Raw genomic sequence first — 14,125 nt, 5'->3', positions numbered from 1 at the left:
TCGATTGAGAGACAAACATGCCCGCTGTAATCCCTGAAGATTCCGTTGGTCTGGTCACACCTCGGAAAATCCATTTCGATCAGCCACTGGCGCTGAGCTGCGGTCGCAGCCTTGAGCAGTGGGACCTGATGGTGGAAACCTACGGTGAACTCAATGCCGATGCATCCAACGCCGTGCTGATCTGCCATGCCCTGTCCGGTCATCACCATGCCGCAGGCTACCACAGCATGGAGGAGCGCAAGCCCGGCTGGTGGGACTCGGCCATTGGCCCCGGCAAAACCATCGACACCAACCGTTTTTTTGTGGTCAGTCTTAACAATCTGGGTGGCTGCCACGGCTCCACCGGCCCAAACAGCCTCAACCCTGACACTGGCAAGCCCTATGGCCCCGACTTCCCGATCATGACGGTACAGGACTGGGTCAACAGTCAGACGCGATTGGCTGACCGGCTCGGCATCCAGCAATGGGCTGCCGTCGTGGGCGGCAGTCTGGGTGGCATGCAGGCGCTGCAATGGTCAATCAGCCATCCTGATCGGTTGCGCCACTGCGTCGTGATCGCGTCTGCTGCCAAGCTGAGTGCCCAGAACATCGCCTTCAACGAAGTCGCCCGTCAGGCAATCAGCAAGGATCCGGAGTTCCATAACGGCCACTACTACGAGGAGGGCGTGGTGCCGCGTACCGGCCTGATGCTGGCCAGAATGGTAGGCCATATTACCTATCTGTCGGATGACGGCATGCGTGAGAAGTTTGGCCGTGAGCTGAAAGACGGCAAACTCAGCTTCGACTTCAATCCGCAGTTTGAGGTGGAGTCCTACCTGCAGTATCAGGGCGAGCGATTTTCATCCTCCTTCGATGCCAACACCTACCTGCTGATGACCAAGGCACTGGACTACTTCGATCCGGCCGGCGAACAGGGCGACAATCTGGCTGCCGCACTGGAGCCGGCCCGCTGCAACTATCTGGTGGTTTCCTTTACCACTGACTGGCGCTTTTCGCCTGAGCGCTCTCGCGAGCTGGTGGATGGCCTGATTGCAGCCGGCAAGCCGGTCAGTTACGCCGAAATTGATGCCCCCCAGGGACATGATGCCTTCCTGATTCCGATTCCGCGCTACATGGAGGTGTTTGGCGGCTACATGAACCGCATCGCCAACAGTCTGACACCGGCCGAAGGAGAGCAGCATGCGCGCTGATCTGGAAATTATTGACGAGTGGATTCAGCCCGCCTCCCGCGTACTGGATCTTGGCTGCGGCGATGGCGAACTGCTGGCCCACCTGATGCAGCACAAGCAGGTCAGCGGCTACGGTCTTGAGATCGACCATGACAACCTGACCACCTGCATCGAGCGCGGTGTCAGCGTGATCGAGAAGGATATTGATGACGGCCTGACCAGCATCCGCAACAACAGTTTCGACTACGTGATCATGACCCAGGCCCTGCAGAGCATGCACCGCCCGGATCTGATCATCGACGAGATGCTGCGCATCGGTCGCGAGTGTATCGTCACCTTCCCCAACTTTGCACACTGGCGTGCGCGGGGCTATCTTACTTTCAGGGGCAAGATGCCGGTATCCAAGTTTTTGCCCTACACTTGGTACAACACACCGAACATTCATTTCTGTACTTTCAAGGATTTCGAGCAGCTGTGTGTTGACCGCAATATCGAAATTTTGGAGCGGACCGTGGTTGACCACGCCCACCGCCACCGCTGGTGGATCAAGCTTTGGCCGAACATGCTGGGCGAAATCGCCATCTACCGCATTACCCGCTGACAGGAGGCTGACATGAACCTGATCACCACTCCCCTGAATCGACTGCTGCTGGGCAGTGCGTTACTTCTCAGTATCAGTGCCAGCAGTGCACTGGCTGAACAGAAGGTCGCTGATGGCCGCTATGAAATCCACTACAACGCCTTCAACTCCAGCTTTCTCACCCCGGAAGTGGCAGAGCTGAACAACATCACACGCAGCAAGTACCGTGCGCTGGTGAATGTTTCCGTGCTGAAACGGGGAGAAGACGGCAGCACAACCCCCGTGACCGCCATCGTCAGCGGGAGTGCGGCCAACCTGCTGGGACAGGCACAGCAGATGGAGTTTCAGAAGATCGATGAGGGCGATGCACTGTATTACATCGGCAGCTTCCGCTTTACCGAGGAAGAGCGCCTCAAAATCAGCCTGGAGGTGCAGCCCGACCCGGATGAGTCTCCCTACAACATTGAATTTGAACAGACCTTTTACGCGGATTAAATGAGTAGATGATCAACAAAATCGTGCTGGCCAGCGGTAATCGCGGCAAGCTGAAAGAATTCAGCGAGATTTTTGCACCGCTGCAGATCGATGTAATGCCTCAGTCCGATTTTGCGGTACAGGATGCCGAAGAGACCGGTCTCAGCTTTGTCGAAAACGCCATCATCAAGGCGCGTCATGCCGCTCGGGTCACCGGCCTTCCGGCACTGTCTGACGACTCCGGGCTGGAGGTGGATGCACTGAATGGTGCACCGGGCATCTACTCGGCGCGCTACGCCGGTGCCGGCTGCGGCGATGACGAGAACAACCGCAAGCTGCTGCAGGCGCTGGATCAGGTACCTCCCGAACAGCGCAGCGCTCGCTTCCAGTGCGTACTGGTGTTCATGCGTCACGCAGAGGACCCAACCCCACTGATCTGTCAGGGCAGCTGGGAGGGTGTCATTCTGGACACTCCACGCGGTCATAATGGTTTCGGCTATGACCCGCTGTTCTTCGTTCCCGAACTCAACTGCGCCAGTGCCGAGCTGAGCTCGGAGCAGAAACAGAAATACAGCCACCGCGGCAAGGCGGTGCGTCAGTTCATCGAGCAGATCGGCCCCTGGCTCAAGCACGCATGAGCCTGCCACCCCTGTCGCTCTACGTACACATCCCCTGGTGTGTACGCAAATGCCCCTATTGCGATTTCAATTCCCATGCTGCTCCCGAGCAGCTGCCGGAAGACGCCTATGTACAGGCCCTGATGGATGATCTGGATAGCGAACTGCCACTGATACAGGGGCGACCCTTGCAGTCCATTTTCATCGGTGGCGGCACTCCCAGCCTGTTCAGCGCACAGGCCATCGGACAGATCCTGCAGGGCGTTGCCGCCCGAACACCGTTTGCCGACGATATCGAAATCACACTTGAAGCCAACCCCGGCACCTTTGAGCTGGCCCGCTTTGAGGGTTTCAAGGCCGCCGGCGTCAACCGCCTTTCCATCGGCATACAGAGCTTCAATGCCGAGCATCTGCAGCGCCTTGGGCGTATCCACAATCCGGTCGAAGCTCTTGCCGCGGCCCGTGCCGCTGTCGACATCTTTCCACGGGTGAATCTTGACCTGATGCACGGATTGCCGGAGCAAACACCGGCACAGGCCTTGGCCGACCTACAGCAGGCACTGGAGATCAACCCCGGCCACCTGTCCTGGTATCAGCTCACCATTGAACCCAATACCGAATTTCATGCCCGCCCGCCAAGTCTGCCGCTGGATGAAGCGCTGTGGGACATTCAGGAGCAGGGCCAGACGCTGCTGGAACAGGCCGGTTACCGGCAGTACGAGATTTCGGCCTACGCCCGCCCCGCTCAGCAAGCCCGGCACAACCTGAACTACTGGCAATTTGGCGACTATATCGGCATCGGTGCCGGCGCCCACGGCAAACTGAGCCGGTATGAAGGGGAGCAGCTGGTGATCGAGCGCCGTCACAAACTGCGCCAGCCCAAGGGCTATTTTGATCCGACACTGCGACTGGCCGGGCAGGAGATCATCACGGCGGACGAACGTCCCTTTGAGTTCATGCTCAACGCTCTGCGCCTGACGGACGGCGTTACAGCCGAACTGTTCAGTGCACGCACCGGCCTGCCACTGGAGAATATAGCGCCTTTGCTGCAGCAGGCGCGCCAGCGAGGGTTACTGGTGCAAGAACCAAACCGACTGGCACCCACGTTACAGGGACGGCTGTTCCTGAATGACCTGCTGGAGCTGTTTCTCGACTAGCACACTCGCCATCGCGCTAGAGTGTAGCGCGACTGTTGGCACGCAAGCCGATCTCGGCCACTACAGCCGGAATGGCGGACAGGCAGCTGACTGTCTCATCCGCGCGGGCCGGCTGTGGCCAGTTCTGCCCCGGCAGGTTCACCCAGATCGTCCACATGCCCACCTGCCGAGCCGCCTGCACGTCATTGATCGGGTGATCGCCAACGTGCACCACCTGCTCCGGCCGTAATCCGGTATGTTCCAGCGCTTTCTCGAACATGCCGGGGTGTGGCTTGGCCGAGCCGACCCCATCGGCGTTGTACTGGAAATCAAACAGGCTGCCGATGAGTGTCTGACCTACATCGGCATTACCGTTGCTCAGCGCCCCGATGATGTAGCCATCCCGGCGCAGCTGCTCCAGCATCGCCTGGGCGTGCTCAAACAGTTCAACCTGATGGCGGGCACGGATAAACACATCGAAGGCCGCTGCCGCCATCTGTCGGGCCTGGTCATCGGAGTAACCGGCACTCAGGCACCCCTGTTCCAGCAGGCGCAGGCGCACCTGTGTCATGCTGTGCGCAATATCCGGCTCCTGCTGCAGCAGCTGCTGACGCATGCTAGAGCCTTCGGCCAGATCCGTCAGTACATGGTTTTGGGTAAACAGCGGCGCATTCTGTTCCAGCCACTCCCAGAGTTCACGGTTGGCCTGATGAATTACCGGATCGACCGCCCAAAGGGTGTCATCCAGATCAAAGGTAACGCACTTAATCATTCCGCTTCTGCCTCGCCCTTGGATGAGCCTGTTCGTAGACCTCCATCAGATGTTGGAAATCCAGGTGAGTGTAAATCTGCGTGGTGCTGATATTGGCATGCCCGAGCAATTCCTGCACCGCACGCAGGTCACCGCTGGATTCCAGCAGGTGACTGGCAAAACTGTGACGCAGGCGGTGCGGATAGACCCGCCCCTGCGTGCCCTGCTGCTCGCCGCGCTTGCGCAGGCGCTGCTCTACCGCGCGGGTGGTCAAGCGCTTGCCCCGCTGGCCGGTAAAAAGCGCCGTTTCATCCAGCGCGGCCAGCCCCTGCCGCACCCCCAGCCATTGGCGTATCGCCTGTACCGCCAGCCGACCAATCGGAAGCTGGCGCATCTTCTTGCCCTTGCCCGTCACCACAAGGCTCGCATCGGCCAGGTCGATATCGCGCATGTTGAGGCTGACCAGTTCAGATACACGCAAGCCGGACGAATAGATCAATTCCATCATTGCCCGGTCACGGATATCCAGCGGCGCATCGCCTTCTACATCCAGCAGCGCCGCAACCTGCTCCGTATCCAGGGTTTGTGGCAACCGGCGCCCCGCCCGGGGTGCCTGCACGGCCAGTGCCGGATTACTCTGTACCCAGCCTTCACGCGCCAGGAAGCGGTAGAAACTGCGCAGAGCCGACAGCAATCGCTGCAGACTTCGACCTGACAGGCCTTGGCCATGCAAACCTGCAATGGCACGGCGCAGCACCGGCTCGGTCAGCTGATCCCAGCGCTCATGACGAGTGCGGCTCAGCTCGGTGTGGAGGGTTTCAAGATCACGGCGGTAGTTTTTGAGAGTGTGCGGGGAGAGCTGACGCTCAACCCGCAGGTAGTGCAGAAAGTGATCGGGCCAGTCATGTACGCCCGGAGCTGCCATCTCAGCCCCGCTGTTCCTGCAGAATGCGGAAGATGATACGGCTGAGTACCTCACCCACATAGCTCAGAAACAGGGTACCCTGACTGCTCTGAAAGTAGTTGGGATCGTAGCTGCCGATCGCCAGCAGCCCGAGGGTATCGCCCTTGACCAGCGGCACCACCGCTGCCGACTGCACCTTGACCGCACGATCCTGGAACAGGAAGCGGTTCATCGCTTCCGACAGCTGACCGCAGCTGGGCAGATTGGTCTCGATCAGCGGCTGCACCAGCGAGTCTTCGGCCCGCGCCAGAGTACGGATGCTGTTGCTCTCCAGCGAGCGCTCACTGAACAGCAAAAGCGCGGTCTCATCACCGTAAAAGTCATGGCACAGGCTCTCTTCAACCGCCACCGCCACATCATCCAGCGTCCAGGCTTCCAGCAACGCCAGCACCATGCGCTTGGTTTTCTCGAACTGCACGTCATTGTGACGGGCAGCATCGATCATATCGGCCAAATGCCCGTGCAGCAGCTGATTGCGCTCACGCAGCAGTGAGGTCTGGCGTTCCACCAGTGACACCGTCGTCCCACGCTGATGCGGCACATAGAGCTTTTCCAGCAGCCAGGTGTGCTCGGTAAAGAAATCCGGGTGGCCTGCCAGATACTCGGCGACCTGCTCAGCCGTCAGCACGGGTGCATCCAGCACATCACTTGCGTCGTTCATAAATAAATCTGTCCTTCGTAAACGGTTGCTGCCGGGCCGGTCATACGCAGCGCCTTGCCTTCACCCGGCCAGCGGATGCGAAGCTCACCACCGGGCAGGTGCACCAGTACCTCTTCATCAAGCAGTCCACGCAAACGCCCGGCCACCACGGCGGCACAGGCCCCCGTGCCACAGGCCAGTGTTTCCCCGGCGCCACGCTCATACACGCGCAGGCGAATTTCGCCTCGATTGACCACCTGCATGAAACCGATATTGGCCTTTTTCGGGAACCGCGGATGGGCTTCAAGCGCCGGCCCCAGCGTTTCCACCGGCGCCGTATCCACATCATCCACCAGCAGTACACCATGGGGGTTCCCCATGGAGACAACGCTCAATTCAATCGTCTCGCCATCAACCTGAACTGGATAGACGACTGCCTGCTGCTCGGCGCTGAACGGCACCTCGGCAGGGCGCAGCTCGGGAACACCCATGTCCACATCCACCTGACGGTCCGGCAGCAGATACAGAATAGCCTTGCCGCGAGCCGTTTCCACATGGATTTCGTCCTTCACGGTGAGCCGACGCTCGCGCACGAAACGACCGAAACAGCGAGCGCCGTTACCGCAGTGTTCCACCTCGGAACCGTCTGCATTGTAGATGCGGTAACGGAAGTCCATGTCCGGTCGGCTTGGCGGCTCCACCAGCAGCAGCTGATCGAAGCCGATGCCGGTATGACGATCGGCGAGTTTGCGCACGATTTTGGGTGTCAGACGAACCCGCTGTGACAGCGCATCGATCACCATGAAATCGTTTCCCAGGCCGTGCATTTTGGTAAAGCGAACCAGCATGATGCTTAGACTCCGTCAGGCTTCAGGCAACAGCTGTTCGCCGCGCATCAGATCGTTCAACGTTTCGCGCGCACGCACCAGGCAGGCCTGATTGTCATCCACCATCACCTCTGCCGGGCGCGGGCGCGTATTGTAGTTGGACGCCATCACAAAACCGTAGGCGCCCGCGGAACATACCGCCAAAAGGTCACCCGGCTGCAGGTTCAGCTGACGATCCTTGCCGAGGAAGTCACCGGTTTCACACACGGGACCCACCAGATCCCAGTGCTTGCTTTCGCCCTCTTCACGCAGCTCGACCGGAATGATCTCCTGATAGGCACCGTACAGAGACGGGCGAATCAGGTCATTCATGGCACCGTCAATGATGGCAAAATTCTTGTCACCGGTCTGCTTGAGGAATTCGACCCGTGTCAGCATGACACCGGCATTGGCCGCGATGGAACGACCCGGCTCGAAGATCAGTTTATAATCACGCCCTGCAAGCTTTTGCAGTATTGCGGCAATGTATTCACCCGGTGCCGGCGGTGTTTCATTGGTATAGCAAACCCCAAGGCCGCCCCCAAGATCCAGATGATGGATATGAATCCCTTCCTGGGCCAATGTATCCAGCAGCGCCAACAGGCGATCGATGGCATCAAGGAAGGGGCTGACTTCGGTCAGCTGGCTGCCGATGTGGCAATCCATACCCACCACGTCCACATGCTCCAGCGCTGCGGCACGGCGATAGACATCAGCGGCCGTATCGATATCGATGCCAAACTTGTTCTCTTTCAGGCCGGTCGATATGTAGGGATGTGTGCCCGCGTCCACATCCGGATTGACGCGGAAGGACACTGGCGCCTTGACGCCCATCTCCCCGGCGACCGCATTGACCCGATCCAGTTCGGCATCGGACTCGATATTGAAGCAGAGAATACCGACCTCAAGCGCGCGGCGAATTTCGGCGGGCTGTTTGCCGACACCGGAAAATACCACCTTGCGCGGATCGCCGCCGGCCCGCAGCACGCGCTCCAGCTCACCGGCCGAGACGATATCGAAGCCGGCACCCAGACGCGCCAACACATTCAGTACCGCCAGGTTGGAGTTGGCCTTGACGGCATAACATACCAGAGCGTCACGCCCTTCCAGCGCCTGGGCATAATCCAGGTAGGCCCGCTCCAGCGCATCGCGGGAGTAGACGTAGGTGGGGGTGCCGAACTCTTCAGCGATGCGGCTCAGAGCCACTTCTTCGGCGTGCAGGCGGCCGTTGCGGTATTCAAAGTTATCCATGGACACTCTCGTTGTGACTGATGTGGTGAGCTGCCGCCTCATCCGGCAGATAGAGCGGGCCCTTCTGACCACAGCCCGACAGCAGCAGAGCGCCCAGCAGGAGTGCGGGCCAGCAGCGTTTCAGCATCATCAATCCCTTTTTAATCGGTTGACCACCCACCAGGGCAGTGTTTAACCGACAATTATACCCTTAGCCACGGGGGCTGAGTACCGCTGCAGGCTGAGTTATACTCATCGCCCATACACACCTGCAGAGAGCGACCCGATGACCGAATCCGAATTCATGAGCCGAGTGGATGCAACACTGGAACGGATCGAAGAGATCCTGGACGACGCCGAAACCGACCTCGACTGTGAAAGTAACGGCGGCATGTTGACTGTAAAATGTGAAAACGGCAGCCAGATCATTTTCACCCGCCAGCCGCCGGTGAAGCAATTGTGGGTCGCTACCCGCCACGGCGGCTTCCATTTTGATCATGATGGCAAGCAGTGGCTACGTGATACCGACGGCGCCACACTGGCCGACGTACTGCAGGCCACGTTTACCGAGCAGGCGGGGGAGAGTTTCGACTTCAGCGAGATTTAAGGCTGGATGACCCCACAGGCGGGAATAGCTGCGGGGTGAAACCGGGCCGGGGGGGTCAAATCAACAGACGGACAACAGTCTGCTCCAGCCGGTCCAGTGCGCCACGATTTGCCGCCACGAACTCGGCCCCCTGCGCGCCACTATGGCCACCGGCTGTCTGATCACCCAGCCATTCCAGTAACTGTGTCTGCAGTGCATTGGCATCTTCGACCCGCACCAGCCCGCCCGCTTCGCTGAGCGAATCGGTAATACTCTGGAAATTGAAACAGTCCGGCCCCATCACCACCGGGAGACCCAGTGCTGCCGGCTCCAGCGGATTATGTCCGCCGGTAGCGCTGAAACTGCCACCGACAAAGGCGATATCAGCCGCCGCGTAGAACAGCATCAGTTCGCCCATGCTGTCACCCAGATACAATTCGGTGTGTTCGTCCGGCTGATCGCCACGGCTGCGCCGTACCAGTCGCTTGCTGTAGCCACGACACAGCTCGGCCACGGCATCAAAGCGTTCGGGATGGCGCGGCACCAGCATCAGCACCAATTGGGGATGGACAGCCCGGAGTTGCTGCCAGGCCTGCAGCAGAATTTCATCCTCGCCCTGATGGGTACTGGCCGCGATCAGCACCGGGCGATCGTTGCCCAGCTGTTCACGCAGCGCCTGCCCCGCTGCAACCTGTGCGGCATCCGGCTGCATATCGAACTTGATACTGCCGGTCACGTCGACCCGTTCAGGCGGCATGCCCAGCGCAACAAAACGATCCGCATCCGCCTGCCCCTGCGCAGCGATCAGGCTCAGTTGCTGCAGCATCGGTTTTGTCAGGGCTGAAAAGCGCTGATAACCGCGCGCCGAGCGCGCCGACAGCCGCGCATTGGCCAGCAGCACCGGCACACCGGCGCGGGCACACTGGTTGACCAGATTGGGCCAGAGTTCGGTTTCAACAATGATGCACAGCTCGGGACGGGTTCGACGCAGAAAAGCCCGCAGCGCCAGCGGCAGATCCCAGGGACAAAAACGCTGCTCAACCCGGTCACCGAACAGCGTGCGTACCTGAGCCGCACCGGTGGGTGTCATATTGGTAATCAGCACTCGATGCTGTGGGTAACGCACCAGCAGTCGATTGACCAACGGCGCGATCGCCACTGTCTCACCCACCGAGACCGCATGTATCCATATCACCGGCTGACCGATGGCAGGCCCAAGCCCCAGCCGCTGACGCCAGTTTTGCCGATACCCGGGTGCCTTGCGGCCACGCCACCAGAGGCGCAGCAGCAGGATGGGCAGCAGCAGGTAGAACAGGAGGGTGTAGAGCTGTCGCATGGGCGCCGATACATGGTTGAATAAAGCCTGCAGTGTAACACGCTCCGGCATACAGCCGAACGCTGGAACCCCTGCCGCATATCGGGGACAATGCAGGCAATTGCCAACCGTTCAGCGGATCTGAATATGGATAACACTCAACACCTGCCTGAAGCCGACTCCCGGCCGAAGCGACCAAGCCTGACCTGCATACTGCCGGCCTTCAATGAGGCGGAAAACCTGCGTCACTTGATCCCGGAGTTGAGCCAGTACCTGCAGAAATTCTCAGATGAGATTGAACTGCTGGTGGTCGATGATGGCAGTCAGGACGATACAGCCGCCCTGGTCAGCGCCCTGACCCATGAATATCCCGTCACGCTGCTGCAGCTGTCACGCAATTTCGGCAAGGAAGCAGCGCTCAGTGCGGGGATCGACCATGCCGATGGTGACGTTGTTCTGCTTATGGACTCCGATGGTCAGCATCCGCTTGCCGTGGTGGATCAGTTCTTTCATCACTGGCACCAGGGCTGGGACATGGTCTATGGCGTGCGTGAAGATCGCTCGGACGAGTCTCATGCCAAGCGCCATCTGACCAATCTGTTTTACAAAATCCTCAGCCGCAGTGCCGAGATCGACATCCACCCGGATGCCGGTGACTTTCGCCTGCTTGATCGCAAGGTTGTGCAGGCACTGCGCCAGCTGCCCGAGCGCTCACGCATGATGAAGGGGCTGTATGCCTGGGTTGGTTTTCCCAGCAAGGCGGTGTCCTTTCAGGTTGCACCGCGCATGGGCGGCAGCACCAACTTCCGCCTGCGCCACCTGTCGTCTCTGGCCCTGACCGGCTTCACCAGCTTCAGCAGTGCGCCGCTGCGCATCTGGATGCTGATCGGGGCCGGGGTCTCGGTGCTGTCGGTGTTGTATGCGTTCATCATTGTGCTGCGTACACTGATTTTCGGCTCAGACGTACCCGGCTGGCCCACCATCGCGGCAGGGATCGCCTTTCTTGGCGGCATTCAGCTGTTTTCGGTGGGGATTCTGGGCGAGTACATTGCCCGCATCTTCTCTGAAGTGAAGGCACGCCCGCTGTATCTGGTTGGGCGTCAGGTCTCCTTCCGCGATCGTGCAGACAACCGGGATGGCCGCGATGACGCGTGAAGCCCTGAGTTTTATCGCGGTCGGGGTCAGTGCCCTGCTGGTCCACTGGCTGGTGGTGGTTGTGCTGGTCCCCCTGGCTGCCCTGCACCCGTTGATCGCCAACGTGATCGCCTTTCTGGTGGCGTTCAATGTCAGCTACTTTGGTCACCGTCACCTCACATTCAGGGCAAGTGATCGCTCACACCGCCAGACACTGCCTCGCTTTGCGGCTGTTGCGGCCAGCAGCTTTCTGGTGAATGAGGCGATGTACTGGGCGCTGCTGACACTCACCCCGCTGCGCTACGATATCGCCATGCTGCTGGTATTGGGCACGGTGGCCGTACTGACCTATCTGCTGGGCAAATTCTGGGCCTTCGCATGACTCGATCACTGACACTGTGCGCCGATGATTTCGGCCTGACTGATGGCATCAATCGCGCCATTCTGGAACTGATCGACCTTGGTCGCCTGTCGGCCACCAGTTGCATGACCACGATGCCGGCCTGGACAGAAGACGCCGCTGCCGCACTGGTGGCACGACATGATTGCGCCTCACTGGGCCTGCATTTCAATCTGACCGAAGGCGATAATGCCCCCCCCCTTGGCAAGCTGATGCAGCAGAGCCTGCTGGGGCAACTGGATACCGACCGGGTACAGCAGGCGCTGAACCAACAGCTGGATCATTTCGAGGCCCTGACCGGACGGCCACCGGACTTTGTCGACGGCCACCAGCACATTCAGATGTTTCCGGGCATTCGCAATATTGTGCTGCAGACCCTGCAGCAGCGCTATCAGCGGCAACGCCCCTGGATAAGAGTATCCAATCCGCCCATTGGCGGCCATGACGCGGGTTTCAAGGCGCTGGTGCTGCGACTGATGGGACTGGGCTTTGAGCGGCAACGACGACAGCACGCCGTTGCCGGCAATCGAAGTTTCGCCGGCATGTACTCGCTGCAACCGGACGCCGGCTTTGAGCGCATGTTGCAGCACTGGCTTCAAACCCTGCCGGAAGGCGCGCTGATCATGTGCCACCCGGGGCATACCGATGGCCAATCCAGTCTGGCGCGTGCGCGACAACAGGAGTACGACTGGCTTGCCAGCGATGCCTTCGGTGTCGCTCTGCAACAGAGTCAGCGCTCGCTTACACTGATGCCTGCACTGGATTGAGCCGTTGTTTACTGGCTGGAAACGTCTATCGGCTGCAATCGGCTTCAGGCAACCACAGTCGCCAACTGATCGACAGCGGCGCCTGCTCCGGCAGTCGCGGCCAGTTCAGGCTGAGCTCACCCTCGGCATCCCATCGCCCCGCTTCCGGCAGCGCTGACTGCCAGCGGCTGTCTTTCGTTTCCCAGATCAGCAACCCGCCCTGCCGTTGTACGCGTGCCAGATCCGCCCAGGGCGCAAGTGCCAGATCCGCATCCGGAATGGCTGAGGCACGCGGGCTCAGATTGATCGCGACTGTTTCGGCCAGCCAGTAATCACCGGCCACCAGTTGCAACGGACAGTCGGTATGCTGCTGCCATTGTTGCTGCAGGGTGTTGGCCAATGCCTGATCCGGCCAACCCGTGCGAGAAGGCTTGTCACGGATCTGATCCTTGAAGCCGACAAACAACAACATCAGCGTTACCAACAGCAGCAGAAAGGCAGCAAATGCCCACAGCAGCCGTTTCCAGCGCTCGCGCAACACCTCCAGCGGAATCATCGATGCCAGTATCAGTCCGGACAGATTCCACATGGGCGCGCCCCACATATCACGGGTACCGGCACCGCTGATCATGGCACCCAGCGCCGTCAGCAGTGCCGGCATCAGTCCGATCCAGAGCAGAAAGGCGGTGCCTTCAACAGGCCTCTGCCAGCAACTTCGGCGCAGGAAGCCCGCCATCAACAGCAACAGCAGCAACGGCAGATGGTCTACAAGCTGTACCAGCAGGAACTTCAGCGGCCCCAGCCAACGGGATTCGGTGGCAGACGCTGCAGCCGAGCGTGCCGCGGCATAGCTGAACGGCAGAAAATCATGCGCCACCAGCCAGAGCAGGTGCGGCAGGAACACCAGCCCCATCACCAGCACACCGAGCCAGAGCTGCGGCTTCAGTAATTCCTTCCTCAGCGGTGGATGTACAACCAGCCAGAGGAACATGGGCGCCAGCAGCATGATGTAGGAGTACTTGGTCAACAGCCCAAGCCCGGACACCAGTCCGAGCAGCAGCCAGTCCAGCCAGCGACCCTGGCTGATCGCGCGATGAAACAGCAGCACCGCCGCCGCCCAGATCGGCATCTGCGCCACATTGTGATTGAATTCGATGGTGGGCCAGGTAAAGAAGTACACACCCAACAGCGCCAGCACGCCAAAGGCTGCACGTTCCCGACCCAGGGTACGACAGCCAAGATGCCAGACACAGAGCAGGGTCAGGCCGATACACAACTGACTCAGCAGAAAGGGACCAACATCGCCCAGGGTGAGCTCAAACAGATACAAAATCCAGGCCGGCAGCGGCGGGTGTTTGTAATAGCCCCACTGCCATTCCTGCCCCCAGTAAACGCCTTCCACCACATCCAGCGGCAGGCTTTCAACCAGCAGACCCGGCAGCAGTGCCCAGCTGATCAACTGCAGTGCCAACAGCCACAGCAGCCCGCGATAACAGATCGACTGCGCGGTCTTCATC

At 59.9% G+C, this 14,125-nt stretch carries 17 protein-coding genes; 9 read left to right on the top strand and 8 right to left on the bottom strand.

What is annotated here, in order from left to right; genetic code table 11:
- Positions 1-17 precede the first annotated feature (17 nt).
- The 5 genes from metX to hemW are packed head-to-tail and all read left to right on the top strand — an operon-like array spanning position 18 to position 3,997.
- The gene (gene metX, locus ABIE60_RS05500; RefSeq protein WP_354468384.1) at positions 18-1,190 is read left to right on the top strand and encodes a homoserine O-succinyltransferase MetX; all 1,173 of its coding nucleotides are present in this window, start codon (positions 18-20) and stop codon (positions 1,188-1,190) included.
- Positions 1,180-1,770 (top strand): methionine biosynthesis protein MetW, encoded by a 591-nt coding sequence (gene metW, locus ABIE60_RS05495; RefSeq protein WP_354468382.1) that lies wholly within the window; start codon positions 1,180-1,182, stop codon positions 1,768-1,770. Before metX ends, metW begins: the two co-directional genes overlap by 11 nt.
- Positions 1,771-1,782: 12 nt before the next feature.
- Positions 1,783-2,244, top strand: a complete 462-nt coding sequence (locus tag ABIE60_RS05490; RefSeq protein ID WP_354468380.1) for a DUF4426 domain-containing protein — start codon at positions 1,783-1,785, stop codon at positions 2,242-2,244.
- An 8-nt stretch (positions 2,245-2,252) separates the two neighbouring features.
- Complete coding sequence (locus ABIE60_RS05485; RefSeq protein WP_354468378.1) at positions 2,253-2,861, top strand: XTP/dITP diphosphatase; 609 nt, start codon at positions 2,253-2,255, stop codon at positions 2,859-2,861.
- Positions 2,858-3,997: a radical SAM family heme chaperone HemW gene (gene hemW / locus ABIE60_RS05480; RefSeq protein ID WP_354468376.1), complete on the top strand. Its 1,140-nt coding sequence runs from the start codon at positions 2,858-2,860 to the stop codon at positions 3,995-3,997. The genes ABIE60_RS05485 and hemW overlap by 4 nt, the downstream gene beginning before the upstream one ends.
- Positions 3,998-4,013: 16 nt before the next feature.
- Here hemW and ABIE60_RS05475 read toward each other — a convergent pair whose 3' ends face one another.
- From ABIE60_RS05475 to lptM, 6 genes are read right to left on the bottom strand one after another with little or no spacing between them, the layout of a single operon-like run.
- Positions 4,014-4,748 carry an HAD family hydrolase gene (locus ABIE60_RS05475; protein ID WP_354468374.1) on the bottom strand — a complete coding sequence of 245 codons (735 nt, stop codon included), beginning with the start codon at positions 4,746-4,748 and terminating at the stop codon, positions 4,014-4,016.
- Entirely contained in the window at positions 4,741-5,652 is a 912-nt protein-coding gene (gene xerC / locus ABIE60_RS05470) for a tyrosine recombinase XerC (protein ID WP_354468372.1), read from the bottom strand. Before xerC ends, ABIE60_RS05475 begins: the two co-directional genes overlap by 8 nt.
- Position 5,653: 1 nt before the next feature.
- The gene (locus ABIE60_RS05465; RefSeq protein ID WP_354468371.1) at positions 5,654-6,352 is read right to left on the bottom strand and encodes a DUF484 family protein; all 699 of its coding nucleotides are present in this window, start codon (positions 6,350-6,352) and stop codon (positions 5,654-5,656) included.
- Positions 6,349-7,179: a diaminopimelate epimerase gene (gene dapF / locus ABIE60_RS05460; protein ID WP_354468369.1), complete on the bottom strand. Its 831-nt coding sequence runs from the start codon at positions 7,177-7,179 to the stop codon at positions 6,349-6,351. Before dapF ends, ABIE60_RS05465 begins: the two co-directional genes overlap by 4 nt.
- A gap of 15 nt (positions 7,180-7,194) precedes the next feature.
- Positions 7,195-8,448: a diaminopimelate decarboxylase gene (lysA, locus tag ABIE60_RS05455; RefSeq protein ID WP_354468367.1), complete on the bottom strand. Its 1,254-nt coding sequence runs from the start codon at positions 8,446-8,448 to the stop codon at positions 7,195-7,197.
- Positions 8,441-8,575, bottom strand: a complete 135-nt coding sequence (gene lptM, locus ABIE60_RS05450; protein WP_354468365.1) for an LPS translocon maturation chaperone LptM — start codon at positions 8,573-8,575, stop codon at positions 8,441-8,443. The genes lysA and lptM overlap by 8 nt, the downstream gene beginning before the upstream one ends.
- Positions 8,576-8,713: 138 nt before the next feature.
- Between lptM and cyaY the strand changes: the two genes are divergently transcribed.
- Positions 8,714-9,034: an iron donor protein CyaY gene (gene cyaY / locus ABIE60_RS05445; protein ID WP_354468363.1), complete on the top strand. Its 321-nt coding sequence runs from the start codon at positions 8,714-8,716 to the stop codon at positions 9,032-9,034.
- A gap of 55 nt (positions 9,035-9,089) precedes the next feature.
- Here cyaY and waaA read toward each other — a convergent pair whose 3' ends face one another.
- Complete coding sequence (gene waaA, locus ABIE60_RS05440) at positions 9,090-10,349, bottom strand: lipid IV(A) 3-deoxy-D-manno-octulosonic acid transferase (RefSeq protein ID WP_354468362.1); 1,260 nt, start codon at positions 10,347-10,349, stop codon at positions 9,090-9,092.
- A 126-nt stretch (positions 10,350-10,475) separates the two neighbouring features.
- Between waaA and ABIE60_RS05435 the strand changes: the two genes are divergently transcribed.
- The 3 genes from ABIE60_RS05435 to ABIE60_RS05425 are packed head-to-tail and all read left to right on the top strand — an operon-like array spanning position 10,476 to position 12,629.
- Positions 10,476-11,483 (top strand): glycosyltransferase family 2 protein, encoded by a 1,008-nt coding sequence (locus ABIE60_RS05435; protein ID WP_354468360.1) that lies wholly within the window; start codon positions 10,476-10,478, stop codon positions 11,481-11,483.
- Positions 11,473-11,844: a GtrA family protein gene (locus ABIE60_RS05430; protein ID WP_354468359.1), complete on the top strand. Its 372-nt coding sequence runs from the start codon at positions 11,473-11,475 to the stop codon at positions 11,842-11,844. Before ABIE60_RS05435 ends, ABIE60_RS05430 begins: the two co-directional genes overlap by 11 nt.
- Positions 11,841-12,629: a ChbG/HpnK family deacetylase gene (locus ABIE60_RS05425; RefSeq protein WP_354468358.1), complete on the top strand. Its 789-nt coding sequence runs from the start codon at positions 11,841-11,843 to the stop codon at positions 12,627-12,629. Before ABIE60_RS05430 ends, ABIE60_RS05425 begins: the two co-directional genes overlap by 4 nt.
- 25 nt (positions 12,630-12,654) lie before the next feature.
- Here the strand turns inward: ABIE60_RS05425 and ABIE60_RS05420 are convergent, their stop codons facing one another.
- Positions 12,655-14,124 (bottom strand): glycosyltransferase family 39 protein, encoded by a 1,470-nt coding sequence (locus ABIE60_RS05420; protein WP_354468357.1) that lies wholly within the window; start codon positions 14,122-14,124, stop codon positions 12,655-12,657.
- Position 14,125: the final 1 nt, after the last annotated feature.

Source organism: Marinobacterium sp. MBR-109 (assembly GCF_040547565.1).
Lineage (GTDB): Bacteria > Pseudomonadota > Gammaproteobacteria > Pseudomonadales > Balneatricaceae > Marinobacterium.
The sequence above is the reverse complement of the archived record's forward strand: the minus strand, read 5'-3'. Positions and strand labels throughout refer to the sequence as shown.